20 protein-coding genes and 1 riboswitch are annotated in these 24922 nt (G+C 70.5%); of the genes, 14 read left to right on the forward strand and 6 right to left on the reverse strand.

Annotated features, from left to right (window positions below):
• Positions 1–90 precede the first annotated feature (90 nt).
• The 10 genes from ychF to ACQPY4_RS07660 all read left to right on the forward strand — a co-directional run bounded on the left by ychF (position 91) and on the right by ACQPY4_RS07660 (position 14894).
• Positions 91–1182, forward strand: a complete 1092-nt coding sequence (gene ychF / locus ACQPY4_RS07615) for a redox-regulated ATPase YchF (protein WP_433333849.1) — start codon at positions 91–93, stop codon at positions 1180–1182.
• A gap of 371 nt (positions 1183–1553) precedes the next feature.
• On the forward strand, positions 1554–2564 hold the full coding sequence (locus tag ACQPY4_RS07620; RefSeq protein ID WP_433333851.1) for a conjugal transfer protein: 1011 nt from the start codon (positions 1554–1556) through the stop codon (positions 2562–2564).
• Positions 2565–2648: 84 nt separating this feature from the next.
• On the forward strand, positions 2649–2918 hold the full coding sequence (locus ACQPY4_RS07625) for a hypothetical protein (RefSeq protein ID WP_433338848.1): 270 nt from the start codon (positions 2649–2651) through the stop codon (positions 2916–2918).
• A gap of 80 nt (positions 2919–2998) precedes the next feature.
• A complete protein-coding gene (locus ACQPY4_RS07630; RefSeq protein ID WP_433333855.1) occupies positions 2999–4939 on the forward strand; it encodes a TcpE family conjugal transfer membrane protein in 1941 nt (646 codons plus the stop codon).
• A gap of 976 nt (positions 4940–5915) precedes the next feature.
• The gene (locus ACQPY4_RS07635) at positions 5916–7109 is read left to right on the forward strand and encodes a MinD/ParA family ATP-binding protein (RefSeq protein WP_433333857.1); all 1194 of its coding nucleotides are present in this window, start codon (positions 5916–5918) and stop codon (positions 7107–7109) included.
• 774 nt (positions 7110–7883) lie between these two features.
• Positions 7884–10388 (forward strand): ATP-binding protein, encoded by a 2505-nt coding sequence (locus tag ACQPY4_RS07640; protein ID WP_433333859.1) that lies wholly within the window; start codon positions 7884–7886, stop codon positions 10386–10388.
• The gene (locus ACQPY4_RS07645) at positions 10385–12781 is read left to right on the forward strand and encodes a type IV secretion system protein (RefSeq protein WP_433333861.1); all 2397 of its coding nucleotides are present in this window, start codon (positions 10385–10387) and stop codon (positions 12779–12781) included. Before ACQPY4_RS07640 ends, ACQPY4_RS07645 begins: the two co-directional genes overlap by 4 nt.
• Positions 12781–13413 (forward strand): hypothetical protein, encoded by a 633-nt coding sequence (locus ACQPY4_RS07650; protein WP_433333863.1) that lies wholly within the window; start codon positions 12781–12783, stop codon positions 13411–13413. The genes ACQPY4_RS07645 and ACQPY4_RS07650 overlap by 1 nt, the downstream gene beginning before the upstream one ends.
• The gene (locus ACQPY4_RS07655; RefSeq protein WP_433333865.1) at positions 13410–14477 is read left to right on the forward strand and encodes an NlpC/P60 family protein; all 1068 of its coding nucleotides are present in this window, start codon (positions 13410–13412) and stop codon (positions 14475–14477) included. The genes ACQPY4_RS07650 and ACQPY4_RS07655 overlap by 4 nt, the downstream gene beginning before the upstream one ends.
• Before the next feature lie 126 nt (positions 14478–14603).
• Positions 14604–14894 (forward strand): sulfurtransferase TusA family protein, encoded by a 291-nt coding sequence (locus ACQPY4_RS07660; protein ID WP_433333867.1) that lies wholly within the window; start codon positions 14604–14606, stop codon positions 14892–14894.
• Positions 14895–15131: 237 nt separating this feature from the next.
• Here ACQPY4_RS07660 and ACQPY4_RS07665 read toward each other — a convergent pair whose 3' ends face one another.
• The 3 genes from ACQPY4_RS07665 to ACQPY4_RS07675 form a co-directional block, all read right to left on the reverse strand.
• On the reverse strand, positions 15132–16124 hold the full coding sequence (locus ACQPY4_RS07665; protein ID WP_433333869.1) for an MBL fold metallo-hydrolase: 993 nt from the start codon (positions 16122–16124) through the stop codon (positions 15132–15134).
• Between the two features lie 155 nt (positions 16125–16279).
• On the reverse strand, positions 16280–16711 hold the full coding sequence (locus tag ACQPY4_RS07670; protein ID WP_433333871.1) for a ribonuclease domain-containing protein: 432 nt from the start codon (positions 16709–16711) through the stop codon (positions 16280–16282).
• A gap of 127 nt (positions 16712–16838) precedes the next feature.
• Positions 16839–17348: a MarR family winged helix-turn-helix transcriptional regulator gene (locus tag ACQPY4_RS07675; protein WP_433333873.1), complete on the reverse strand. Its 510-nt coding sequence runs from the start codon at positions 17346–17348 to the stop codon at positions 16839–16841.
• Positions 17349–17409: 61 nt separating this feature from the next.
• On the opposite strand from ACQPY4_RS07675, the gene ACQPY4_RS07680 reads away from it, so the two are divergent.
• The 3 genes from ACQPY4_RS07680 to ACQPY4_RS07690 all read left to right on the forward strand — a co-directional run bounded on the left by ACQPY4_RS07680 (position 17410) and on the right by ACQPY4_RS07690 (position 20082).
• Entirely contained in the window at positions 17410–18669 is a 1260-nt protein-coding gene (locus ACQPY4_RS07680; protein WP_433333875.1) for an amidohydrolase family protein, read from the forward strand.
• A gap of 58 nt (positions 18670–18727) precedes the next feature.
• The gene (locus tag ACQPY4_RS07685; protein WP_433333877.1) at positions 18728–19471 is read left to right on the forward strand and encodes a Mut7-C RNAse domain-containing protein; all 744 of its coding nucleotides are present in this window, start codon (positions 18728–18730) and stop codon (positions 19469–19471) included.
• Between the two features lie 215 nt (positions 19472–19686).
• The gene (locus ACQPY4_RS07690) at positions 19687–20082 is read left to right on the forward strand and encodes a (deoxy)nucleoside triphosphate pyrophosphohydrolase (protein ID WP_433338850.1); all 396 of its coding nucleotides are present in this window, start codon (positions 19687–19689) and stop codon (positions 20080–20082) included.
• Between the two features lie 3 nt (positions 20083–20085).
• On the opposite strand, the gene ACQPY4_RS07695 is transcribed toward ACQPY4_RS07690, so the two are convergent.
• The gene (locus ACQPY4_RS07695; RefSeq protein ID WP_433333879.1) at positions 20086–21066 is read right to left on the reverse strand and encodes an NlpC/P60 family protein; all 981 of its coding nucleotides are present in this window, start codon (positions 21064–21066) and stop codon (positions 20086–20088) included.
• A gap of 8 nt (positions 21067–21074) precedes the next feature.
• A riboswitch (cyclic di-AMP (ydaO/yuaA leader) is annotated at positions 21075–21210 on the reverse strand.
• 191 nt (positions 21211–21401) lie between these two features.
• On the opposite strand from ACQPY4_RS07695, the gene typA reads away from it, so the two are divergent.
• Positions 21402–23255, forward strand: coding sequence for a translational GTPase TypA (gene typA, locus ACQPY4_RS07700; protein ID WP_433333881.1), 1854 nt, complete (start codon positions 21402–21404; stop codon positions 23253–23255).
• Positions 23256–23313: 58 nt separating this feature from the next.
• Here typA and ACQPY4_RS07705 read toward each other — a convergent pair whose 3' ends face one another.
• Positions 23314–24069: a hypothetical protein gene (locus ACQPY4_RS07705; protein ID WP_433333883.1), complete on the reverse strand. Its 756-nt coding sequence runs from the start codon at positions 24067–24069 to the stop codon at positions 23314–23316.
• Positions 24066–24815 (reverse strand): hypothetical protein, encoded by a 750-nt coding sequence (locus tag ACQPY4_RS07710; RefSeq protein ID WP_433333885.1) that lies wholly within the window; start codon positions 24813–24815, stop codon positions 24066–24068. Before ACQPY4_RS07710 ends, ACQPY4_RS07705 begins: the two co-directional genes overlap by 4 nt.
• Positions 24816–24922 lie beyond the last annotated feature (107 nt).

The raw sequence follows: 24922 nt of genomic DNA on the forward strand, positions 1-24922 counted from the left end.
CCGGCCGAGCGCGGCCCAGCGGGACGTGAACGCAGTGTTCACGTGCGCGCCGTGCGGAGCCCACCTGGTGGGCCAATAAACTTGTCCGCCGTGAGCCTCTCCATCGGAATCGTCGGGCTGCCCAACGTCGGCAAGTCCACCCTGTTCAACGCGCTGACCAAGAACGACGCGCTGGCCGCGAACTACCCGTTCGCGACCATCGAGCCCAACGTCGGCGTCGTCGGGGTGCCCGACCCCCGGCTGACCCGGCTGGCGGAGATCTTCGGCTCGCAGAAGATCATCCCGGCGACGATGGAGTTCGTCGACATCGCCGGCATCGTCAAGGGCGCGTCCGAGGGGCAGGGCCTCGGCAACAAGTTCCTGGCCAACATCCGCGAGACCAGCGCGATCTGCCAGGTCATCCGCGCCTTCCACGACCCGGACGTCACCCATGTCGACGGCGACGTGGCGCCGTCCCGCGACATCGAGACGATCAACACCGAGCTGATCCTGGCCGACCTCCAGACCATCGAGAAGGCCCTGCCGCGCCTGGAGAAGGAGGCGCGCACCAAGAAGGACAAGGAGAAGCTGGCCGTCGTCGACGCGGTCACCGCCGCGCAGAAGCTGCTCGACGAGGGCACCACGCTGTTCGCGGGCGCCGAGAAGGCGGGCATCGACCTCGACCGGCTGCGCGAGCTGCACCTGCTCACCGCCAAGCCGTTCCTGTACGTCTTCAACCTCGACGAGGCCGAGCTGACCGACGACGACCTGCGCGGACGCCTGAAGGAGCTCGTCGCCCCCGCCGAGGCCATCTTCCTGGACGCCAAGATCGAGGCCGAGCTCATCGAGCTGCCCGACGACGAGGCCCTGGAACTCCTGCAGGGCATGGGGCAGGACGAGTCGGGGCTGTCGCAGCTCGTCCGGATCGGGTTCGACACCCTGGGCCTCCAGACGTACCTCACCGCCGGGCCCAAGGAGGCCCGCGCCTGGACGATCCGCAAGGGCGACACCGCCCCCGAGGCGGCGGGCGTCATCCACACCGACTTCCAGCGCGGCTTCATCAAGGCCGAGATCGTCTCCTACGACGACCTCGACGGCGAGGGCACCATGGCCGCCGCCCGTACGTCCGGCAAGGTGCGCATGGAAGGCAAGGACTACGTCATGCGCGACGGCGACGTGGTGGAGTTCCGCTTCAACGTGTGACCGGAAAGGTGCTGGTTGTCAGCTGAATGTCGCCGATCGGACACTCTGCCCGATCTTCCGGGAAGAGATTCCGCGCCACCCGGCCACCTGGTAATCAAGCACCCTGGTGAGACAGGGCGCTTGTCCGGAACCGAGTGTGGCACACGGTTCGGAGGCGCGGGTAGGGGATCGTCACCGTTTGGCAATCCTCCCAGGTCCCGACGGGGAGGATTGCATTATCCACAACCGCGTGCCGGGGCTGTGATTACCCTCGTCGCGCTGGAACAATTGACGCTCGTGGTTACGCTGGGCCCGAGGTGGGTTCGGAAGCTCCACGCACATGACCAGTGACAGATGACCGCGCCGACCGGGGGCGAGGCGCGAGCGGAGGCATGATGGCTCGCAGGTCGGCCGTGCGAAGCGGCCGTGACACGGCCGTAGTCGAGGAGGCCGCGCCGCCTGGACGCGCGCTCGGCTCGACGGGCGACCCATGGGCCCTGCCCGACAACGACCAGGGCGGCGGGCGCCGCCGGTCCGGCGGTCGCTGGGGCGGCTCCGGCGGCCGCTGGTGGATCTGGGTCGGGCGCGCCGTCCTCTGGGCGCTCATCCTGGTCATCCTGGTGAACGGCATCCGTGCTCCCTTCGAGCGCTTCACCACGAAGGAGTCCGCCACGGGCGGCACGCAGAAACCGTCCAAGAGCGGCACGCAGTTCCCCAGCAGCCAGGCCGGGGCGTTCGCGCTCCAGTTCGCCACGACCTACCTCAACTACGACCAGAAGACCGCGGCCGCCCGCGAGACACAGCTGCGCACCTTCCTCCCCGAAGGCGCCGACGGCCAGTTCGGCTGGAACGGCGTCGGCGTCCTGCAGGTTCAATCGGTCCAGGTCGCCGGGGTCGACGCGAAGGACGACAACAACGGCGTCGTCACGGTCCTGGCCCGCAGCCAGGACAAATGGCTCCGCCTGGCCGTCCCGGTCTTCGCCAAGAACGGCGCGCTGGTGATCCCCGCGCGGCCCGCCCTGCTGCCGCCGCCCACCAAGGCGCAGCTCCCCACGCAGGGCGTCCGCGACCGCGACGCCGCGCTCGAAACCGAGCTGCAGACCGTCCTGCACACCTTCTTCCAGGCGTACGCGCGCAGCGACCAGGCCACGCTGTCGCGGTTCTCCGACGGCACCAGCATCCCCGGCCTGGGCGACTCGGTGAACTTCGTCCAGGTCAGGTCGGTCGTCGCCCCTCGGGGCGAGGCGAAGGAACGCACGGTCATGGCCACCGTGGCCTGGCAGATCCCGGGCGCCGCCGCGGGTGGCGAACTGGAGCAGACCTACGAGCTGGCCTTGGTCAAGAAAGGGACGAGCTGGTACGTGAGAGACATCCGCGGCACCACCGAGCCAGGTGGATCATGATCCGCGACCCGCAGAGCCGGGGCCAGGCCCCCCGAACAACCGCCGACCCAGGAAGGTAGCCAGTCGATGCTGCTGCAACACGTCATGGCGTCGATACCCCACGAGATTCTGGCGGCGCCGAACGACGAACTGAAGACCGACGACCTCGCCGACTGGCTGCGCCAGATATTCGGTCCGCTGTTCCTGGTGATCGTCTCCATCGTGGCGATCTTCTTCCTCTTCACCCGTGAGATCACGCGGTTCGTCCAGTTCATCGTCCTCGCCATCGGAATCGGAGTGGTCTTCTACGTGCCCAACATCATCGAGACCACGGCCAAGGCCATCGCCAAGGCCCTGGGAGTGGACATTTCCTGACCCCGGAGTGGCGGATACCGGATGGCCCCACCGGGGCCTGGCAGACGACACTGTGCTCGCACAGTTAGGGGAGTAGGGGCGTGGATCTACCCACGTACACGAACATATGGCGCATCGAGAAGCGGCTGTACAAGCTGTACGACCTGCGGCTCCCGATGCCCCTGCCGCTGGTTCAGATCGGCGTCTTCTTGGGCGTGTTCGTGCCCTGGATCCTCATGCTCAAGTTCGTGGGCGTCCCCTTCAAGACTCCATGGCACGTGCTCTACATCGTCCCGCCGGGCGTCCTGACCTGGATGGCGACGCGCCCCGTCATCGAGGGCAAGCGCCTGACCGAGCTCCTGATCTCCCAGACCCGCTTCCTGGCCGAGCCCCGCACCTGGTGCCGCCTGACACCCATCCGCGAACCCCGCGAGGTCGTCATCGTCGCCCGCGTGTGGCGCCGTCCCGAGGCCGCACCCGAACGCGCCGCCATCAAGACCAGCCGTAAGGCACGCAAGCAGGCCCGCAAACAGGCCCAGGAGACCCCCGCCCTGGCCCCCACCCCCGCCATGGCGGACGCGCCCCTGCCCCTCGCCGAAGTAGCCGCCCAACGCGAGCCGGACCCGATGCCCACACCACCTCCCAGCGGCAGGGTCCCCGCCGCCTCCCACGAGCCCGGCATGCTGGGCACCGAGGACGACGTCCACGTGGCCGGAGCCTCCATGCGCCCCCCGGCCACCCCGCAGCTGGAGAGCCCCCCGCCCCAGCCCGGGTCGGGCAAGCGCGCCTTCGCCTCGGGCATCCGCCGTCCCGGCGAGGCGGCCCCCGAGTTCTGGCAGGCCGTCCCGCCCCCCACGCCCACACGTCCCGACATCCCGCAACGGCCCGCGGCCGCGAGCCCGACCCGTCCGGACATCCCCCAGCAGCCCAACGTCGGCACCCCCGTCGCGGGCCAGGCCCTGACCCCCACCCGCACCGACATCCCCCAACTCCCACGCCGAACGGACACCCCGCCCGCCCCCGGCCACCCCGGCACGCCCCCACCCCAGCCCCCCACCTGGCAAGCCCAGACCCAGGGCACCGAACTCCCACCCCCGCCCCGGCCCCCCAAGGCACCAGCGCCGACTGGCAACCCCACGCCCACCCAGGCGAGCCCACCCCCGAGGCCCACGCCCCGCCACCCCACAGCAAGGCGAGACCCCGCAAGCTCACCCCAACGAGGCCGCCCCCCGAGGCCCACGCCCCTCGCCCCCTCAGCGGCCGACCACCCCGCAGCCGGGCGAAGCAGCACAAGCCCACCCGACCGAACCCGCCCCACGTGGCGTGCGTCCCTCGCCCCCTCAACAGCCGCCCACCTCCCAGCGTGGCGAAGCACCGCAAACTCACCCGACCGAACCCGCCCCACGTGGCGTGCGTCCCTCGCCCCCTCAACAGCCGCCCACCCCGCAGCAGGGCGAAGCAGCTCAAGCCCACCCGGGCGAGACCGCTCCCCACGGCCCGCGTTCCTCTGCCCCCCGACAGGGCGAGGCAGCCCAGGCCGACCCGACCGAGGTCGCCCCAGGCGGTCCGCGCCCTTCTGCCTCCCAGCAGCCGACCACCTCCCGCCAAAGCGAGGCTGGCCAAGCCCGCCCCAGCGAAACCACTCCACGCGGCCGACGCCCAGCCGAAGCACCCCAGCCCTCCGCCAGCCCCCCGGGCGGGTCGCCACAGGGCCGCCCCGAGGACATCGCCGCGCACTCCGCCGCCCAGAGCCGCGAGCCCGGCGGGCCCTCGACGCCGGCGTCCGGGCCGAACGTCCAGCACCCTCAGTCCGCGCAAAGCCGCCCCCCAGGCGCCGAGCGGCCCGCTGCCAGCCCGCAAGGCGAGCCCGCACAACCCCACCCCGGCGAAGCCCCACGCTCCGGAGCCAAGCAGCACAGCGCCAGTCCGCAGAGCGCTGGCGCGCAAGACCGCCCGAGGGATACCGCCGCAAGCTCCGCCGAGCCCACCGCGTCGTCGACGCCCGCGTCCGGACCGCCGGACGAGACAGAGCCTGTCGGTGAACGTCCCCAGGACGTACGTCAAGAGGCCGCGCGGCCGACGGAGGCGTTCGATTGGCAGACGCACACCGAGCACCGTGAAGCAGCCAGTTCACCGGCCCAGGCCGTCGAAGAGGATGGCTCGGATTGGCAAGCGCATCCGCAACGCCGTGAGGTGAGCGAGGCTTCGGCCACGGTGCCGATGCCCGCACCCGGCGCGGACGTCCCCCAACGCGAGCGCGCCCAGGAGCGGCCGATGGTCTCTCCCACCGAACCGGTGCGGCAGAGGGGGGACGCGCGCGAATCCCTCGGCCACCGCTCCGCCACGGTCCCGATGCCCACTCCAGGCGCCGCTCCGTCCCAGCCGGACGAAGGCACGCCCAGCGAGGACCGCCCCTCGACGCAGATTCCCCAGAACGACCGTCTCCCCGAAGAGGCCGGAGCGCAGGGCCGCCAGGACAACGCACCTGCGGACGCGGACACCCACGGCGAGCCGCGACAGGCCGCCACCGAAGGTCCCGCGCAGGGTGATGCCGAGTCGCTGCAAGAGGCCGGTGGACGGCGGGGTGCTCCGCAGCCGCCGCGCTCGGCCGACGATCCCGCGGACGGTCAGCGGGATGTCCCAGAGCCTTCCTCCGAGGACGGGGCAGCGACGCCAGCGGGTGGCCGCGCCCCTGCCGAGGCACCCACCCAGGGACGTCAAGCTGCCACATCGGCGGGTGCCGCAGAGCGTCAGGGCGCCTCAGCCGAGGCTTCCACTCAGGCGGAGGCCGGACGACGGGACGAGGTCGGCGGAAGGCGCGTTGCCCCCCAGCCGCCTGGATCGGACGAGAGGCAGGGAGGGGCGTCAGAGGTACGGCCGCCGCTGCCCACACGGCCGGACATTCCGCAGATGCCTGCCGCGCAAGCCGAGGGCCAGCCCAGCCGTCCAGGCGAGGAATGGCAACGCGCTGGACGCCAAGGGCCCGGGGCAGAGGAAACGCCGCCTGAGGTTCCCCGGGTGCCGGGGGCGTTCGGGGAGGGGCCGTCCGAGGAGCCTGAGCGGGTCGTGCGGCGCGAACCGCCGCGCCCCTGGTCGAAGGAGTTGTCCAAGCCAGGCTGGCCGCCCGCGTCGGCGCCCCGCGCGGACGCGCCGCGTCCCCAGCAGGTGCCGCCTCCCGCCCCCGAAGAGGAGCCGGAGGCTCCGCCCCGCGAGGTCAGGTCGGGTCCGGCGTCGCCGGTCCGTCCGCAACCGGCGCCCAGGCCGAGGCCCATCCCGCCGCCTCCGGAGCCGCCGCCGTCCGGCCCCGCGATCACTCCTCCCGACCCGGAGCACGAGGTCTCGACGGGTGGCCTGCGCCGCCTCATCCAGGCCGTCGGCGGCGGGCACGGCGAGGCGGACGCCGAGTACCAGCAGCGCCTCCAGCAGCCGTTCCACGGCACGCGCCACATCGTCGTGCTGGGCTGCACCGGCGGCGCCGGGCAGACGGTCACCGCGCTCATGCTCGGCCACACCTTCGCCCAGCACAACGGGGAGCCCGTCGTCGCCATCGACGTCAACCCCGGCCCGGGAGCGCTGGCCCGCCGGACGCGAAGCGAGACCAACGAGACGCTCACCGGCCTCATCACCCGGGCCGACCAGGTCAGCAGCCTGACGGCCATGCGGCGGTACACGTCCCAGGCCAAGTCGGGCCTCGACGTCATCGCGGCGGGGAAGAACCCCCTCCAGGCGCTCGACGACCGCGACTACGCGCTCGCCATCCGCACGATCGACAAGTTCTACTCGGTGACGCTGCTGGACGCGGCCGCGGCGGTCGTCGCGCGCGTCCTGCCGTACGCGGACCAGATCGTCCTGGTCGCCCCGGCCAGTGCCGACGCCCCGCGCGCCGTCTCGATGACGTTCGAGTGGCTGGACGGCCACGGCTACGAGGAACTGCGCTCCCGCGCCGTAACCGTCATCAACGGTGTAAGTCGCCGCAGCATGGACGACGTCGAGCAAGCCGAAGCGGTCGCCCGGGGGCGTTGCCGGGCTTTGGTGCGCATCCCGTGGGACGATCATCTCAGCATGGACCGCGCGCCCCGCAACGAACTCAAGTCGCTGCGAGCGCCGACGCGGCGTGCCTACCTTGCGCTGGCCGGTGTCGTCGCCGGTGGATTCACCGTCATGCCCGAGCGTTACCAGGAGTTTCAGCAGGAGCAGGAGGCCACTCGATGAGCGCCCCGCGTCGTGCCGGACGAACTGAGGCGAAATGACCGCACAACCCTCACTGCGCGGCACACCTCCAGCGCCCCTCCCAGAGTTGGCGCGCCGCCCAAGGGCCTCTACCGTCCCCCCGACCAACACCCGCGCAAGCCGCCCAATGCCACGCTCGGCTGACCAACCAACCAACGGACGAACCCGCCCCACGGAACCGCAGGCTGCTGTCCCCTCGGCTGGTGCTTGCGCCCGGGGCGCGGAGACGCGGGCCAAGGGCGCGTTGGTCGTGGCACGCGCCCGGCGCACGGAGGCGCGGGCCCTTCTCGGCTCGGTCAGCGCGTGCGTTCGGGACGTGGACGCGCGGGTCGCAGTCCGCTCGGTCAGCGCGCGCGACAGGCGTTCGGAGGCGCAGGCTGAGGTTCGCTCCTTCTCGTCCGCGATCAGCGTCGAATCCGGAGCGGCGGAAGGTGCTGGTCCGAGGGCGAACCTGACTTCGGCGTCCACGACGTTGGGTGGGCGGGACGTCGCCTCCGAGGTTTATGCGAGGCCTGGGAAAGAGCGGGCTATCGCGCTGCGCTTTGCGTCAAAGGCGTCCGGGGTGGCTCGGGGGCTTGAGTCCGTGTGGGCGGGTGCGCAGGGGACCGGCGACGGCTTCTGGGCGGACGGTTTGGGGTTGCGGGCGGGGTTGGTTGGGCGAAGGGGTCTGGGGCGTTTGCGGGTTCCGGGTGGTGAGGTCGGGGCGGTGCGGGTGTTCTGTCGGTGGGCTGGGACGGCGAAGGGTGGGGCTAGCTGATGGCCAGGGCATCCAAGGCGCGGTCCAGTCGGTTGGCGGTGCGGTACTTCGACGATCGGGTGTTGCTGACCGATACGGCGGCGTGGGCGTACTTCCGGTTGCCGACGGTGTCGTACGAGTTCACCACCGGTGAGGAGCGCGAGGCGCTCGCGACCAACATCACGATCGCGCTGGCCGGTATCCGGATGCAGGACGCCGAGGTGCATCTGCGGATCGCGCACCGGACGTACCCGGCGGCTGACTGGGCGCTGGCGCTCGACAAGACGTCCGATGGCGGGCCCGGGTGGCGCGAGTATCTGGAAGAGACCTACGCGCATGTGTGGTCGAAGGACTTCTGGACGAAGGAGGTCTACCTCGGGGTGCGGCTCGGCCCCCGGGGGATGGGTGCGCAGCTTTCGGGTGGCGTCCTGGCTCAGTTGCTGAGTGTGTACAAGCGCAGCGAGCAGGCGCTGGGCATGGACGACGACGCGATCGACAAGAAGGAGATCGCGCGCTGGACGGAGCAGGCCGAGCGGGTCGGGCGGGCGCTGGGATCGTCCGCCCTGTATGCCAGGCATGCCGCGTCGACGGAGGTGGCATGGCTGTTCCAGCACGCGGTGACGGCGTCGCTGGCCGACCCGCCGCCGTCGGCGGTGCCGAGGCGGACGTGGGGCAAGGGTGAGATCGAGGCGCTGGTCGAGGGCGCGATCCATAACGGGCGGTCCTATCTGCGGGTGGAGCAGCCCAACCACAGCGGGGTCGGCGGCGGCGCGACCGCGCAGTCGTATGTGGCGTATCTGTCGTTCGCCCGATTCCCGGACATGATGCCGTTCCCCGATGGGGAGCCGTGGTTCCACTACGCCGACGCGTTGCCGTTCCCGGTGGAGATCAGCGCGCGGATGAAGCTCATTCCTCCGGCCAAGGCGTCCAAGGACGTCTCCAGGAAGCTGGCACACGCGCGGGACATGGACCAGCACATCCGGGAGGCGGGCGCGGAGGCGCCGATCGCGCTGGCCGAGCAGATCGACGCGGCGCGGATGCTGGAGCACGGCATCACCAAGGAGCGGCTGCCGTTCGTATACGGGTGGAACCGTCTGATCGTGTCGGCGCCCACAGCAGAGCTGCTCGCGCAGCGGGTGGACGCGGTGGTGGAGCACTACCGCGACATCGGCATCGACGTGGTCAACTCGACCGGCGACCAGTTCTCGCTGTTCCTGGAGTCGCTGCCCGGCGACCGGATCAGGCTGAACGCCTACGCGCAGCGGCAGCCGCTGCGGACGATCGCGGGCGGCATGCCGGTCGCCACCGTGGATCTCGGCGATCGGCACGATGAGAACGGTGAGGGGTGGGTCGGCCCGTACATCGGGGAGACGCTGGGGCGTGCGCGGTCGATCGTCCACTTCGATCCGCTGGTGGCGGCGGCGCGGAACCGTCCGACCGCCGTGGCGATCACCGGCGAGCCCGGTGGCGGCAAGACCACGCTGGCACTGCTGCTGATCTACCAGATGGCGCTGCGCGGGGTGACGATCGCGGCGATCGATCCCAAGGGCGACGCGGAGTCGCTGATCGAGCTGCTGAAGGCGCGCGGCCGCAGGGCGCGGATCCTGCCGCTGGGGTCGGCGGCGCCCGGTCTGCTCGACCCGTTCTCCTTCGGGGACGACCTGGCGGCCAAGAAGACCATGGCCACCGAGACGCTCCGGCTGTTGCTTCCCCGTATGTCGGAGGAGCGCGAGTCGGCGATGATCCAGGCCGTGGGCGCGGTCGCGAACGCCGACCGTCCCTCACTCGGCAAGGTCGTCGACTATCTGGAGAGCTCGGACGACCCGGCGTCCAAGAACCTCGGTGCCGTTCTCCGCTCGATGTCGGAGATGCGGCTCGCGCGGCTGTGCTTCGACCCGTCCGGCGGCGACCGCATCGACACCGCCGGGTGGACGACGGTGTTCACGCTGGGCGGCCTGACCCTGCCGGACGTCGCGATCTCGCGCGAGGACTACTCCTACGAGCAACGCCTCTCGGTGGCGCTGATGTACCTGGTCTCGCAGTTCGCGCGGCGGCTGATGCACGGGATCGACCGCAGGCTCCCGAAGGCGATCTTCCTGGACGAGGCATGGGCCATCACATCGACACCCGAAGGCGCCAAGCTGGTGCCGGAAGTGTCGCGTATGGGGCGTTCTCGCAACACTGCGTTGATCCTTGTATCGCAGAACGCCGGAGACCTCTTGAATGAACAGGTGACCAACTGCCTGTCGTCGGTGTTCTCCTTCCGATCGTCCGAACGGGTGGAGGTCGGAAACGTCATGTCGCTGCTCGGGGTGGAGAACAGCGACGAGCACAAGGCCGTCCTGCGCAATCTCGGTAACGGAGAGTGCATCTTCCGTGACCTGGACGGCCGAGCGGGTCGCATCGGGGTCGACCTGATTTCTGAAGAGCTGCAGCGCTGGCTCGACACCAACCCGACCCGGTCGCGGCCGGCCTCGGGCGAACTGACCGCGGCGGGGGCCGATTCCGAGGAGGCTCGTCGATGAGGCATCCCCGTATGGCCAGATCGCGCGGCGGCCTCCGTCCCGGCTCGGCCACCGAGCTGAGACGGCTGCAGCGCACCCCGTCCGAGGGCCTCGACCGCAAGGAGTTGGACGGCCCGTCCCGGCGGCGTTTCGGCAGGCCGCGCGGGCGCCGGTCGGTTCTAATGCTGATCGTCATGGCGATCTTCATGATCGGGCTGACGCCGGTCGCCGGCGCCGGCCCCTTCGGGGGAGATCCCTGTCGTCCGGCCGACAGTCCTGCGCCGGAGCAGTACGGGTCGGGGACGGACGGCATGATCAAGCCGCCCGACTACCCGAGCCAGAAGCTCCAGACGACCCCGGTCGAGCAGCTCAGCTACTACGACCGGTACGGGACGGCCGGACAGAGCTGGTACGCGGTCGACATGGGCTGCGCGGACGCCATGGCGATGATGGGCAACGCCCTCGCCAACACGACGTTCACCCTGGTCAGGGCCATCGACCGGACGACGATCAGCGTGTACCAGGCGGCGGCGTCCGAGTCGCTGCTCGGCTGGCTGAAGGACACCGTCGACGGCGTGATCAGCGGCATCGGCAAGACGTTCAACGCCCGGTACTGGTCGTGGGTCGTCATCCTCGGCGCGATGTGGCTGGCCTGGTGGGGCCTGGTGCGCAAGCGGGCGAGCAAGGTCACCGAGGGCGTGATCTGGATGGTCGCGGCGATGGTGGCGCTGATCTGGCTGATCGCGCGGCCCGCCGACTTCACCACGCTCGGGACCAAGGTCTCCGAGGCGACCAGCACCGCGTTCAACGCCGCGCTGCCGCAGAGCGATGCCAAGGGCAGCACCTGCATTCCACCACCGGCGGGCAAGCCCGACCCGATGCGGTCGCAGAACGTGGACGCCACGACCCGCAACGCCAACGGCCTGTGGGTGGCGCTGGTCTGCAAGCCGTGGCTGATGGGCGAGTTCGGGACGACCGATCCCAACGCCAAGATCGTCAAGGACAACGCCGACAAGCTGCTCTGGTCGCAGGCCGTCGATCTGCCCGAGACGCACGGTAGCGCGAAGGCCGATCTGGGCAAGAAGGCCGACGCCTACAAGGACGTCTCCAAGAACATCAAGGAGAACCACGCCGGGACGTATTCGCTGTTCCAGGGCAAGAACTGGACGAGCCGTCTCGCCGTGGCCTTCGGCGGTCTCTTCGCGGCGCTTGTGGCCGGGACGCTCATCCTGGTGATCGCGATCGCGCTGATCGTGGTGAAGATCGCGTTCCTGCTGCTCCTGGTCGCGGGACCGATCTTCCTCGGCATCGGCATCCATCCGGGCATCGGACGGGTCATCGCGATCAGATGGCTCGAACTGCTGCTGTCGATGCTGCTGAAACAGGCGGCCCTGATCGGGGTGCTCTCGCTCCTGCTCTGGGCCTACGGCTTGATCCTCGGCGAGACGTTGCCCTGGGGCCTGCAGATCCTGCTGATCGCGATGGTCACGGCGGCGGCGTTCATCTACCGCAAGCCGTTCCAGCACCTGTTCTCCGCAGTCGGGTACTCGGCGGTGGGGGCGCGCGACAAGAGCGAGGCGCAACTCGACAAGTCCGTCATGGGAGCCCGCAAGAACACCACGGCCGTGGTGACCGCCCCGGCCGCCGCCGGGTACCGCCTGGCCCGCTTCGGCAAGGCGGCCGCGCCCGACGCGGAGGCCGGAGCCACCGCGGCGGACGGCTCGTCCGGCGCGGCCGGAGACCGCCGCACCGGTGTCGGCGCCGCCGGAGCCGGCGAGGGCGCGGGTCCCGAGGCGGCCCCCGTCCTGGCGGCCAAACCGCGTACGGGTGCGGCGGCCGGGCAGGGCAGGTCCAAGCGCGGCGCGCCCCCGTTGAACCTCCCGACGCGCGGGGGCGCCCGGACGGACGGCTCGGGCAACGGCGCGGCGGTCGCCGCCCGCCCCTCGGGCGGTTCGGACGCGCCCGCCGCTCCCAGCGGCGGCGGAGCCACGTCCGGCGGAGGGACGCCACGTCCCACGTCCTGGGCAGGCAAGGGCGGCTCCGCCCCACCCGCGGACGCCGGAACCAACGGCGGCGGAGGAGGCGGCGGCGGCTTCTTCGGCGGTGCCGGACGCACCCGCGAACGCGCCTCGGGCGGCGGCACATCCGCGCCCCCACGCAGCGGTGGCAAACCAGCCGCCCCCCCACCCCAACGCGGCCGCCCAAGCGGCGGAGGCGGAGGCGGAGGCGGATCAGCCCCCACCCGCGCAGCCGATCCGGCGTCCAACGTCCCCAAGCCCCGAGCCGACGCGCCCAGCGGAAGCGGCGGAGGCGGAGGCCAACAGCCGCCACCCCTCTGGGGCAAGGGCGGCGGTAGCAGCGACGGCCCGCCGATCCCGTTCTGGCTGCGTCCGGTCGACCGCGAGGACGACTGATGAACCTGAGCGACCGTCAGAGCAAGCTCCTCTTCGGAGGGCTTGTGGTCGGGCTGACGGCCGTCGGCGTCTACCTGACGGTCGCGGCACCCGACGACGAACCGGAGCGGTCGAAACCCCGTTCCGTGGTGACGACGGGTCCGACCGCCCCGGTGGCACCGCCGCCCGGGATCGCGACCCCGGTATCGCCGGATAGCTTCGACGTCTACCGCCTGCTGCCCTTCTCCCAGCAGGAGTTCGCCACGGCGGCCGACCTGGCGCAACGCTTCACGGCCGCATACGGGACGTTCCGCTTCGACGAAGAACCCAGGGCGTACGCCGACCGCCTCGCCGGAATGGTCACCGAGCAGCTCGGCGGCGAACTCCAGCGCAGTGCGGCGGCCCCCGGCCTGCAGGAGGAGCGCCGTGCCCAGCAGATCGTCGCCACCGGCACGGCCACCCTCGACCGCGTCCGCGACATCGAGAACAACTCGATCATCTTCCTGGTCACCGGCAAGCAGCAGGTGACCAAGGCGGGCAAGCGGAGCGACGACAGCAAGCAGTACGCGGTGACGGTCGCGCGCGACGGCGGTTCGCTCAAGGTCTACGCGTTCGAGCCCGCCGACGCCGGTCAGGAAGGCGACACCGGATGAACCGCCGACGGCTGCTCCTCGCCGGAGCCATCGGCGCCGTCGGGATGCTCTTCATGGCGCTGATCATGGTCCCGATCATGTTCGGCGCCAGCCAGTTCATGTTCGGCGGCGGAGGCGCGGGCAGCGGCGGGTGCGTCGACACGGCCGGGGCCAACGCCCAGCCCGCCGCCGCGATCGACGCCAGGGCCATCCCCGCCAACTACCTGGAGCTCTACAAGAAGGCGGGCAAGGACTTCGGCATCCCCTGGAACCTCCTGGCGGGCATCGGCAAGGTCGAGACCAGCCACGGGACGTCCAAGCTCCCCGGTGTGAGCAGCGGCGAGAACTACGCCGGGGCGGGCGGCCCGATGCAGTTCCTCGCGGCGACCTTCAAGGCGTTCGCGGTCGACGGCAACAAGGACGGCAAGAAGGACCGCTACAACCCCGAGGACGCCATCCCGTCCGCCGCCCGCTACCTCAAGCACAACGGCGCCCCCGAACGCACCCGCACCGCCGTCTTCATGTACAACCACTCCTGGGACTACGTGAACCTCGTCCTCGAGTGGGCCAAGCGCTATGTCGGCGGCGACTTCAAGGTCGTCCAGACCAACGGCGTCGAGTGCAAGGACAACGACCTCCCCGCGAACGCCGACGGCGTCGTCCAGCGCATCATCGCCTTCGCCATGGCCCAGCGCGGCAAGCGCTACGTCTTCGGCGCCAACGGCCCCGACGCCTGGGACTGCTCCAGCCTCCTGGAAGCCGCCTACCGGACGGTCGGCATCACGATCCCGCCCTCGACGTGGGGCCAGTGGCCCTTCGGAGTGAAGATCCGTAAGGGCACCGAACGCCCCGGTGACCTGGTCTTCTTCAACTCCGGCCCGGGCACCAGCGCCAACGCCCCCGGCCACGTCGGCATGGTCATCGGCGACAACAAGATGATCGTCGCCAGCTGCTCCACCTGCGTCCCCAACATCGGCGTCAAGCCCTACAAGCGCTCCGACTGGGTGGGCAGCACCCGCCCCCTGGCCCGTCCCGAAATCAAGAAGAAGCTCACCGACCTGGCCGCCTCCCAGCCTCCCGGGTAACCGGACCCCACCGACCGCACCTTCGCGGCCCTGCGGTTTACTCTCGGCTGATGGCCCACCCGCACCGACATGGAGCGGGGCGCGGACCGAATCCGCCCAAGCGCTCCTCGCCCCCCGGGAGGCCCCATGACGTCCTCACAGGATGAGGCACTCGTCATCGACGGCGGTGACAAGGCATGCGTGCGGCTCCTGCTGGAGCTTCGCGGCCGTTTCGCGTCCCTGCCGGACGGAACCCTCGTGCACGTGCTGGCCTCCGACCCCGCCGCGCCCCTCGACCTGCCCGCCTGGTGCCACCTCACCGGCCACCACTACCTCGGCCCGATCCCCGCCGTCGGCGGCACTCCCGGGTACGCGCTCCGCGTCAACGCCTCCGCCCGTCCCACCCAACCGGACGCGCCCTGGCGTCCAGCCCCGTAAGTCACAGAATCCAGAGAACGCTCGACGCCACCGCATGGCCCCTCTTCGACGGCGGCTGCCACTAGGGCCCCGACACCCGGGTGGCGATCGAACCCGCCGGGTTCACCATCACCCGAATGGACGAGCTCGCCCCCGACACCCCGGATGACCCTGCCCACGCTCATCCTTTCGTCGGTGGACGGCCGGTGCGGCGCCAGGGCCCCGTCGGGCGTCTTGAGGGAGGGACTTCGGGGGGCGTCAGAAGATGAGGTCGAGGTCGCGGGCTATGACCAGGTTGCCGTCGTAGTCGCCCTTGGCGTCGGTCAGCCACTGGTCGTCGGTGACGGGGCCGAAGTAGACCAGGTGGGAGAGCAGGAGGTTGGGGACGCCGGCTTCCAGGGCGATCCGGCCGACCTGCTCGTTGGTGGTGTGGGAGGCCAGGAGGTGCTCCTTGAGCTTGGCCTCGGTGGGCTGGGACTCGATCAGCTTGTCCAGGGTCGGCAGGTGGAGCACCTCGTGGACGAGCCAGTCGGCGTCGCGGGCCAGGCGGACGACGCGCTGGTCCGGGGCGGTGTCGCCGGAGAAGACCACCGACCCGTACTTGGTGTCGAAGCGGAGCGCGTAGCTGTGCTCGACCGGCGGGTGGGTGTTGAGCGCGGCCGACACGCGGACGTGGGCGTCTTCGTAGACCGTGCCCGAGCGCTTGAACTCCTGGACGCGCAGGAGCGGTTCGAACTCGGGGAGTCCCTGGTCGTCGATCCGGGTCTCGATGTCGTACTCGTGGACCTTCAGGAAGCCGCGGACCATGCGCTTGATGGGCGGCGGGGCGCAGAAGGTGATCGGCTTGACGAGGTTGCCGTTCCACGCGGAGTAGGCGAGGTTGCCGAACTCCAGGTTGTGGTCGGAGTGGTGGTGCGTGATGAAGATGGCGGCGATGTCGGCGAGCGGCACTCCGGCCAGCACCATCTGCCGGGTCACTCCGGCTCCGCAGTCCACGACGTAGGCGCGGCCGTCGACCACCAGGAGGTTGGCGGGCTGGCAGCGGTCGGTGCGCACCGTGGGGCCGCCCTTGGTGCCCAGCGTGACCAGGTGCATGCCGGTCTTGGGGATCGAGAGCGGGCCGGTCTCGCTACGAGTGGAGCAGGAGAGCGGCGGCGTGGCGGCCTGAGCCGTGCCGACGGCCCCGGTGGCCAGGGCGGCCGAGCTCGCCAGCCCGGTCGTGAGCAATGCGCGTCTGCTGAGCGACTCCATGATCGGAGAGTGTAAATCCGATGCGTGCCAAATTCAGTACTTATTTCCAATTTTGGGCTGTTTGTGGTGAACGGTCCTTCGATTCCGCGGCGACCGGCTCGAAGGGACCGGACCAGCCGGGCCGGGGCCCCAGCGCGGGCCCCGGCCCGGGTGGGTCAGCAGGACCAGTCGATGTCGGAGAAGCTGCGGTAGTGGTCGGAGGTGTAGTACATGCCCTCGTGGCCTTCGTCGCCGGACGTCACGATGCGGCGGGCCCCTCGGTGGGAGATGTTCGGGGTCTTGACCGTGTACTCGTGGTAGAAGCCCTGGGGCTCCTTGGGAAGGAGGCCCTCGCGGTTCTGGAAGACCGTCCCGTCCTGGGGATAGGGGAACGGTCCATTGCTGTCGATGAGGCGGACGGTGTCGTCCGCCTCCTTGGGGAGCTTGGACTTGCAGATCGGCGGGATGTCCGCCGAGCCGACGGTCGTGATGGCGGTGGACGGGACGGGCGCTGCGACGGCCTGCGCGGCGGGGGCGAGAAGCCCCAGCGCGAGGAGGGGAGCGGCGATCGCGGCGCGGCGGACCTTGAGTGAGCGGGGGGTACTCATGTGATCGATTGTTGGCATTCGGGGACGGCGAAGGTCAATACGAATCCCCCCAATTCAGGGGATATTGCCGACCATGTCACTCGTCCTTCGGCACGGTTCTCCCGAGGGATCGACCAGGCTGCCGCCGTTACTGGTAGCGGCGATGGCTGAGGGGGGCGGTTATTTCTCTCAGGGCGTCGGCGGCCTGGCGGATGGATTCGGGAGGGATGCCGGTCATCGCCTCTTCGTGGACGCGCCCTACGGCGGCCAGGGCCTTCTCGGCTTGGGCCAGACCCTGGGGAGTGAGATGGACGTAGCGGCTGCGGGCGTCGCCGGTGTTGGCTTCGCGGGCCACGTGGCCCGCCTTGGTGAGGCGTTGCAGGACGTTGCTCGTGCCGCCGGACGTGAGGAGGAGGGCCCGGCTCAGCTCGCTGGGCTTGAGGCGGTAGGGGGCCCCGGCGCGGCGCAGAGCGGCCAGGACGTCGAACTCGGCGTAGGTGAGCCCCAAGTCGGCGAGTTCGGCGCGGGTGCCGCGTTCGAAGAGCTGGTGGAGGCGGCTGGTGCGCTTGCTGAGTTCGATGATCGCGACCAGGGACGGGGAGAGCCCGTCGCGCTCCCAGCCGGGGACCAGTTCGTCGATGTCATCAGCCTGCCGCACGCCTCCGAGGATACTCCCTTCCGACATTGCTTTATCAAAAGCTTTTCCCTAAGCTTCATCCATGACATCTCTCTTGATTCGCGGCGGCCTGGTCGTCGACACCGACCCCATAGACGTGAGCCGCTCGGACGTGCTGGTGCGGGACGGACGGATCGCCGCCGTCGGTCCCGGCCTTGAGGCGCCACCCGGCGCCGAGGTTCTTGAGGCCCAGGGACGGATCGTCCTGCCGGGGTTCGTCGATACGCATCGGCACACCTGGCAGGCGGCGATACGGGGAGTGCTGCCGGACACGACGCTGGGCGAGTACCTGGCGCGGGTTCTCGGGGAGTTGGCGCCGCGCTACCAGCCGGACGACGTGTATACGGGGGTGCTCGCCGGGGCGTTGGAGTGCCTCGACTCCGGGATCACGACGCTGGTCGACTGGTCGCACATCCAGCTCACGCCCGAGCACACCGACGCCAACCTCGCCGCGCTGCGGGAATCAGGAATCCGGGCGGTGTTCGGCTATTGCTACGGAGGGGACGGCGATCTCGCCCCCGAGGCGCGTCGAGTGCGCGAGGCGGTCGGCGGGATGGTCTCGATGGCCATCGCGGCCCTCGGGCCCGACATCGTGCCCGAGGGTGACCGGCCGCTGCGCGAGTGGCAGATCGCGCGGGAGCTGGACGTCCCGGTGACGTCCCATATGGGCGCGAGCGGCCCCGAGCAAGCGGAGCGGGGGTTGGCGTTCCTGGAGGAGAACGGGCTGCTCACGCACCCGACGACGTTCGTCCACGCCACCGATTACACCGACGAGGCGTTCGGGCGGATCGCCGACAGCGGCGGGACGGTGTCGGTCTCGCCCGGCATCGAGGCCGCGCTGGGCGGGTTCGGCCATCCGCCCACCGGACGGGCCCGGGCGGCGGGCGTCCCGACCGGGCTGAGCGCCGACACCATCGCCAGCGGAACCGGGGACATGTTCTCGCTGATGCGGGCCGCCCACCTGCTCGAACGCGGCCGTCCCGGGGACGCCGGGCTGGGGTTCACCACCCGGGACGTCCTGCGCATGGCCACGATCGAGGGCGCCCGGGTGGCGGGGCTCGCGGACGTCACCGGCTCGCTGCGTCCGGGCAAATGGGCCGATCTCGTGCTGCTCCGGACGGACCTGCTGGCGACGGCCTGCGCGCACGATCCGGTCACCGCGGTGGTGCAGCACGCCGACACCCGCAACGTGGACGCGGTTCTGGTCGGAGGCCGGGTGGTCAAGCGGGACGGGTGCTTGGTCCACGACGTGACCTCGCTGCTGACGGCGCTGGCCGACTCGTCCGGCCGGATACTCGGCTGAGCCGCGGGGACCGCGATATTCGGGTGGTGATCGTCGGAGTGCGTGGCATGCTGGCCGCGTGGAAGGCGAGATCCGGATCCGGTTGTCCGAAGAGTTGCTGGTGTTCCTGCCCGCCGTCCGGCGGAGCGCGGAGCACCGGATCGGGTATGACGGGACGTCGACGCTGGGGCACATCGTCGAGGCACTCGGGGTCCCGCTGCCCGAGGTCGGTCCGATGGAGGTCGACGGGGCGCGGGTCGGGCCCGGGCACCGGCCGGCGGCGGGCGATCTCGTCAGCGTCGCGCCGATGCCGCGCCCCCAGCCGGTGCCGCTGGACCCGGGCCAGGACGCGCCCCGCTTCCTGCTGGACGTCCACCTCGGCACGCTCGCGCGCCGGATGCGCCTGCTCGGCCTGGACACCGCGTACCACAACGACATGGACGACCCCGCGCTGGTCGTCCAGGCGAACCGGGAGCGGCGCGTCCTGCTGACGCAGGATCGGGGGCTGCTGCGGCGCCGGGCGCTGTGGCTCGGCGCCTACGTGCGGGGCTCGCGTCCCGATGATCAGCTGCGTGACCTGCTGGGACGGTTCGCGCCCGCCCTCCGTCCCTGGACGCGCTGCACCGCCTGCAACGGTGAGCTCGCCGAGGTCGACAAGAGCGAGGTCGAGGGCGGGCTCGCCGACGGCACGCGCCGCAGCTACGACGTCTACGGCCGCTGCGCCGACTGCGGCCAGGTCTACTGGCGGGGCGCCCACGGCGGCCATCTGGAAGAGATCGTCCGCGAGGCCACCCGCACGGTCGCGTCCGCACGCCCGGCATGAGGGGCCGCCCGGACGGTGGCGGCCGTGCATGCGGCATGGCGGGCCGCCGGGACGGTCGCGGCCGACCGGCATGAAGAGCCGCGCGGATGGTGGCGTCCGCGCGTCCGGCATGAGGGGGCGCCCGGACGGTCGCGGCCGTGCGTCCAGCGTGAGAGCGGCCGGATGTTGGCGGCGTGCGAGGCCGTGCGGGCGGTGGTGGGGGCGCGACCGGCATGATGGGGCGGGTGGGGACCAAGGTTGTGGTTGGGGCGGCGATCATCGTGGGCGGGCGGCTGCTGGCCGCGCAGCGGGCTGAGCCGCCCGAGCTGGCGGGCGGCTGGGAGTTCCCCGGGGGCAAGGTCGACCCGGGGGAGTCTGACCAGGACGCGCTGGTGCGCGAATGCCATGAGGAGCTCGGTGTCAAGGTCGTCCTGGGACGCCAGGTCGGGGGCGACTGGCCGTTGGGCGGGGAGAGCGTCCTACGGGTGTGGACGGCCGAGCTCGTCGAGGGCGAGCCGCGCGCGCTTGAGCATCTCGCGCTGCGCTGGCTCGGCCCCGACGAGCTGGACGACGTCGAATGGCTGCCCGGCGATCTTCCCGTGGTGGAGCGGATCCGGGCGTATCTGGGCTGAGCTCTATTCGATGCGGTTGGCTCCGGCGTAGTCCGACCGCTCGGACATCTTGGAGATCTTCACCACATCGCCCGTCTGGGGCGCGTGCAGGTAGAGCCCGTTGCTCAGGTAGACGCCCATGTGATGAAGGTCACCGCCGAAGTAGACCAGGTCGCCCGAGCGGAGGTCGCCCTTGTCGACCTTGCTGCCCAGCTCGTAGAGGTCGCCGGTGTAGTGCGGCAGGCCCGACTTTCCGGCCTGCGCGTACGCCCACACGACCAGGCCCGAGCAGTCGAAGCTGTTGGGGCCCGCGGCCGCCCATACGTAGGGGCTGCCGAGCTTGGTCAGGGCCTTGCGGGTCATCTTGGCGGGGAGTCCGGAGCCCTTGATCGTGGCCTTGTAGCCGGACTTGGGGTCCTTGGTGGTGGTCGTGGTGAGCTTGTCCAGCTGCCTGGTGACCTCGCCGACCTTGGACTTGGCGGCCTTGCGGGCGTTCTCGGTCTGGGTGGCGGCCTGCCTGACCTGCGCGGTCCTGGTCGCGGCGTCCCGGCGGGCGGCGTTGGCCTGGTCGATCTGGGCCTGGAGGCGCGCCACGACGGCCGACTGGTTCTTGGCCAGGTAGGCGCTGTCGGACATGCCCTCGGTGGCGCCGGTGGCGAACATCATGTCGGGCCCGCCGCTCATGTAGCTGGCGGCGGCCATGCGTCCCAGCTGGTCGCGGGCGGGCGCGGCCTGACGTTCCAGGTCGGTGGCGCGCTTGGTGGCGTCCGCCTCGGTCTTCTCGGCCTTGCCGAGGTCGACACGGGTCTTGTTGTAGCGCTCGGTGAGACGCTCGGCCTCGGTGTTGAGGGCGTTCAGGCGCTTGCGGAGGTCGTTCTCGCTGGGCGGGGGAGTCGGGGCCGCCGCGATGGCCTGCGTCGCCTGCGCGAGCGCGGGGACGGCCACGATGAGCGAAGCGGCGATGAGGGCGGGCGCGGCGATACGACGCCGGGGGGCCGAAGCCAAGACCTGGGTTCTCCTCTCCTACGCCGCCTACCGGGTTAGCTGACGGGTTCGGGCCAGGAGCCGCCCTACGACGCGGGAGGCGTCGATTCACCCCAGGGGTTGGGTCCCCGGTTCCCCTATACGGGGATTCGGCGGTGCGGTCGCCGTCCCGTTGGACGGGACTTGGGAGCGACCTGCGTCTGAACGAGACTACAAAGGAAGGGCAAAGATGGCCAAATAGTCATATTTGGGGCGGCTGGTACGGGCGCGAGGGCGGGGAAAGGCCGAACTCCGCGTAGAATCGTGTCTGCCGCATGTCTGCGGCGACTCCCGATCTCTCACCAAGGCGAGACCGCATGCCCTTCTCCACGCGCGACGACCTCCGGAACGTCGCCATCGTCGCCCATGTCGATCACGGCAAGACGACGCTGGTCGACGCCATGCTCTGGCAGTCCGGTGCCTTCCGCGACAACCAGGACGTGAACGACCGCGTCATGGACTCCAACGACCTGGAGCGTGAGAAGGGCATCACGATTCTCGCCAAGAACACCGCCGTCCTGCACAACGGGATGACGATCAACATCATCGACACCCCCGGCCACGCCGACTTCGGCGGCGAGGTCGAGCGCGGGCTGTCGATGGTGGACGGCGTCGTCCTGCTGGTGGACGCCAGCGAGGGTCCCCTCCCGCAGACCCGGTTCGTGCTGCGCAAGGCGCTGGCCGCCAAGCTGCCGGTGATCCTGGTCGTCAACAAGACCGACCGGCCCGACGCGCGCATCGACGAGGTCGTCGACGAGGCCTACGAGCTGTTCATGGACCTCGACGCCTCCGAAGACCAGATCGACTTCCCGATCGTCTACGCCTCCGGCCGCGCGGGCCGCGCCTCGCTGACCAAGCCCGCCGACGGCGCGATGCCCGACAGCGACGACCTAGAGCCGCTGTTCGACGTCATCAAGAACACGATCCCGGCGCCGTCCTACGACCCGACCGCGCCGCTCCAGGCGCACGTCACCAACCTGGACGCCTCCAACTTCCTGGGCCGCATCGCGCTGTGCCGCGTCCACGCGGGCACCATCAAGAAGGGCCAGCAGGTCGCCTGGATCCAGCACGACGGCTCGATCAACCGGGTCAAGATCACCGAGCTGCTGATGACCGAGGCGCTGGAGCGCAAGCCCGCCGAGCAGGCGGGCCCCGGTGACATCGTCGCCATCGCGGGCATCCCCGACATCATGATCGGCGACACCCTCGCCGACCCCGAAGACCCGCGCGCGCTTCCGTTCATCACGGTGGACGAGCCCGCGATCTCGATGACGCTCGGCACCAACACCGGCCCCCTGGCCGGACGCGAGAAGGGCACCAAGGTCACCGCGCGGATGGTCAAGGACCGTCTCGACCGCGAGCTGATCGGCAACGTGTCGATCAGGGTGCTGCCGACCGAGCGTCCCGACGCCTGGGAGGTCCAGGGCCGCGGCGAGCTGGCGCTGGCCATCCTGGTCGAGAACATGCGACGCGAGGGCTACGAGCTGACCGTCGGCAAGCCGCAGGTCGTCACCCGCGAGATCGACGGCAAGAAGCACGAGCCCGTCGAGCGCCTCACCGTCGACATCCCCGAGGAGCACCTCGGCGCGGTCACCCAGCTCCTGGCCGTCCGCAAGGGACGCATGGAGCAGATGACCAACCACGGCACCGGCTGGATCCGGCTGGAGTTCCTGGTCCCCGCCCGCGGCCTGATCGGTTTCCGCACCGAGTTCATGACCGACACGCGCGGCACGGGCATGCTCCACCACGTGTTCGAGTCCTACGAGCCCTGGTTCGGCGAGCTGCGCACCCGCGCGTCCGGCTCGATGGTCGCCGACCGCTCCGGCGCGGCCACCGCGTTCGCCATCACCAACCTCCAGGAGCGCGGCACCTTCTTCGTCGGCCCGACCACCGAGGTGTACGAGGGCATGATCGTCGGCGAGAACTCGCGTGCCGACGACATGGACGTCAACATCACCAAGGAGAAGCAGCAGACCAACATCCGGTCGTCCACGGCGGACAACTTCGAGAAGATGACCCCGCCCAAGCTCCTCTCCCTGGAGGAGGCGCTGGAGTTCTGCCGCGAGGACGAGTGCGTCGAGGTCACCCCGGCCGCCGTCCGGCTGCGCAAGGTCGTCCTGGACGCCAAGGAGCGCGAGCGCACCCGCGCCCGCAGCAAGCGCGCCAACTGACGAACCCGAAAGGGGCGGCATCCCGACCGGGATGCCGCCCCTTCGGCGTTCGCCCAGCTCAGCGCACGTTAAGCCAGGTGCCCGGCTGGTTGCTCGCATAGTGTGTCTTGTCGCCGTTGAACACCGGGCTGAACATCGTGTCCTTGTAGACGCGGAACCGCGCGGTGAAGCGGCCCTTGCTGTTGGTCGTCGGACGCGCGTACCAGTACCAGGTCTTGGCGCCCTTCTGGCGGCCGAGGATGTAGACCCGACCGCGATAGGGCTTCCAGGCGCCGTTGCCGGGCCGGTGAACCAGCACACCGGTGAAGGTCACCGACGAGCCCTTGCGGATGCTCCGGGGGCTGAACTTCCACCCGGCCACATGGGCGTCGATCCGCGGATCACGGACGACGGCGCTGGTCGAAGCCGCCACCGTGGCGTCGCCCGCGAAACGGACGCGCCAGTAGGCGTTGGGCTGGCCGATGTTCCTGACCTTGTTGCCGTAGACCGTCCAGCCGTTGAAGTAGTCGGCCTTGAAGGCACCGCCGGCGGTGGTCCTGAGGCCCTTCTTCCCCTTGAGCATCCAGTGCTGGTACTGGTACCACTTGCCGCCGCTCTTCGCGGCGAACTCAAGGATGAGCGCCTTGTCCTTGACCACCATGCCGGGGGAGTTCAGCCGTCCGGAGACGACGAAGTTCCCCGGGGCCTGGCTCACCATGCGGAAGCCGGTGATGGTGGTGGGGGCCGGGGCGGCCGTCGCGTGGGCGACGGCGGCGGTGGCGGGGACGGTGGCCAGCACGGCGAGCGTGATGGCGGGCAGGCTCCTGAGGTTCATCGGACGTTCACGAACAGGGGCCAGCGGTTGCCCGCGTAGTGGGTCCTGTCGCCGTAGTACATCGGCATGAAGTAGCTGTCCTTGTGAACGCGGAAGCGCGCGCTGAACTGACCCTTGGTGTTGGTCTTCGGCCTCGCGTACCAGTACCAGGTCTTGGCGCCCTTCCGGACGCCGAGGATGTAGACCTGCCCCCGGTAGGGCTTCCACACGCCAGCCGGGCGGTGCATGAGCGTGCCGTACACGCTGATGTAGGCGCCCTTGCGGATGGTCCGCGGCTTGATCTTGAAACCGGCGATGCCCGCGTCGATGCGCGGGTCGTAGGCGACCGCGCTCGACGAGGCGGCCACTGTGGCGTCGCCCGCGAAGCGGACGCGCCAATACCCGTTGTTGACGCCGATCGGCCGGGGCTTGGTCTGGGGGCCGACGGTCCCGATGAAGTAGCTGCCCTTGAAGTTGCCGCCCGCGGTGGTCCGGAGCGTCTTGGCGCCGACCGCCGAGTACTGGTACTGGTACCACTTGCCGGTGCGCTTGGAGGCGTACTCCAGGACGAGGGGCTTGTCCTTGACCACCATGCCGGGGGAGTTCAGCCGTCCGGAGACGGTGAACCGGCCGGACGCCTCGGTGGCCAGGTGGAACGGGGTGATCGTCGTGGGGGCGGGCGCCGCGGTCTGGGCGGCGACGGCCGTGCCGGGGACGGCGGCCAGGGCGGCGATGGTGACAGCCGACGTGGCGATGATTCTGCGCATAGTCCCGCTTCTGTGAGGTGACCCGTGCGTTCTGAGGCGGCAGCGGGCCAAGGAGGCCGGGCAGGCTGCGGCGTCACCTTCCCGTATGTGCGTAAACAAGACGGGCG

Origin of the sequence: Spirillospora sp. CA-294931 (assembly GCF_050946795.1) — a bacterium.
Lineage (GTDB): Bacteria > Actinomycetota > Actinomycetes > Streptosporangiales > Streptosporangiaceae > Spirillospora.

What these genes read in the sequence shown, in the direction of transcription:
- ACQPY4_RS07620 (WP_433333851.1), top strand. Translation starts at nt 1,554, where the DNA reads ATGATGGCTCGCAGGTCGGCCGTGCGAAGCGGCCGTGACACGGCCGTA.
- ACQPY4_RS07625 (WP_433338848.1), top strand. Translation starts at nt 2,649, where the DNA reads ATGGCGTCGATACCCCACGAGATTCTGGCGGCGCCGAACGACGAACTG.
- ACQPY4_RS07640 (WP_433333859.1), top strand. Translation starts at nt 7,884, where the DNA reads ATGGCCAGGGCATCCAAGGCGCGGTCCAGTCGGTTGGCGGTGCGGTAC.
- ACQPY4_RS07645 (WP_433333861.1), top strand. Translation starts at nt 10,385, where the DNA reads ATGAGGCATCCCCGTATGGCCAGATCGCGCGGCGGCCTCCGTCCCGGC.
- ACQPY4_RS07650 (WP_433333863.1), top strand. Translation starts at nt 12,781, where the DNA reads ATGAACCTGAGCGACCGTCAGAGCAAGCTCCTCTTCGGAGGGCTTGTG.
- ACQPY4_RS07655 (WP_433333865.1), top strand. Translation starts at nt 13,410, where the DNA reads ATGAACCGCCGACGGCTGCTCCTCGCCGGAGCCATCGGCGCCGTCGGG.
- ACQPY4_RS07660 (WP_433333867.1), top strand. Translation starts at nt 14,604, where the DNA reads ATGACGTCCTCACAGGATGAGGCACTCGTCATCGACGGCGGTGACAAG.
- ACQPY4_RS07665 (WP_433333869.1), bottom strand. Translation starts at nt 16,124, where the DNA reads ATGGAGTCGCTCAGCAGACGCGCATTGCTCACGACCGGGCTGGCGAGC.
- ACQPY4_RS07670 (WP_433333871.1), bottom strand. Translation starts at nt 16,711, where the DNA reads ATGAGTACCCCCCGCTCACTCAAGGTCCGCCGCGCCGCGATCGCCGCT.
- ACQPY4_RS07680 (WP_433333875.1), top strand. Translation starts at nt 17,410, where the DNA reads ATGACATCTCTCTTGATTCGCGGCGGCCTGGTCGTCGACACCGACCCC.
- ACQPY4_RS07690 (WP_433338850.1), top strand. Translation starts at nt 19,687, where the DNA reads ATGGGGCGGGTGGGGACCAAGGTTGTGGTTGGGGCGGCGATCATCGTG.
- typA (WP_433333881.1), top strand. Translation starts at nt 21,402, where the DNA reads ATGCCCTTCTCCACGCGCGACGACCTCCGGAACGTCGCCATCGTCGCC.
- ACQPY4_RS07705 (WP_433333883.1), bottom strand. Translation starts at nt 24,069, where the DNA reads ATGAACCTCAGGAGCCTGCCCGCCATCACGCTCGCCGTGCTGGCCACC.
- ACQPY4_RS07710 (WP_433333885.1), bottom strand. Translation starts at nt 24,815, where the DNA reads ATGCGCAGAATCATCGCCACGTCGGCTGTCACCATCGCCGCCCTGGCC.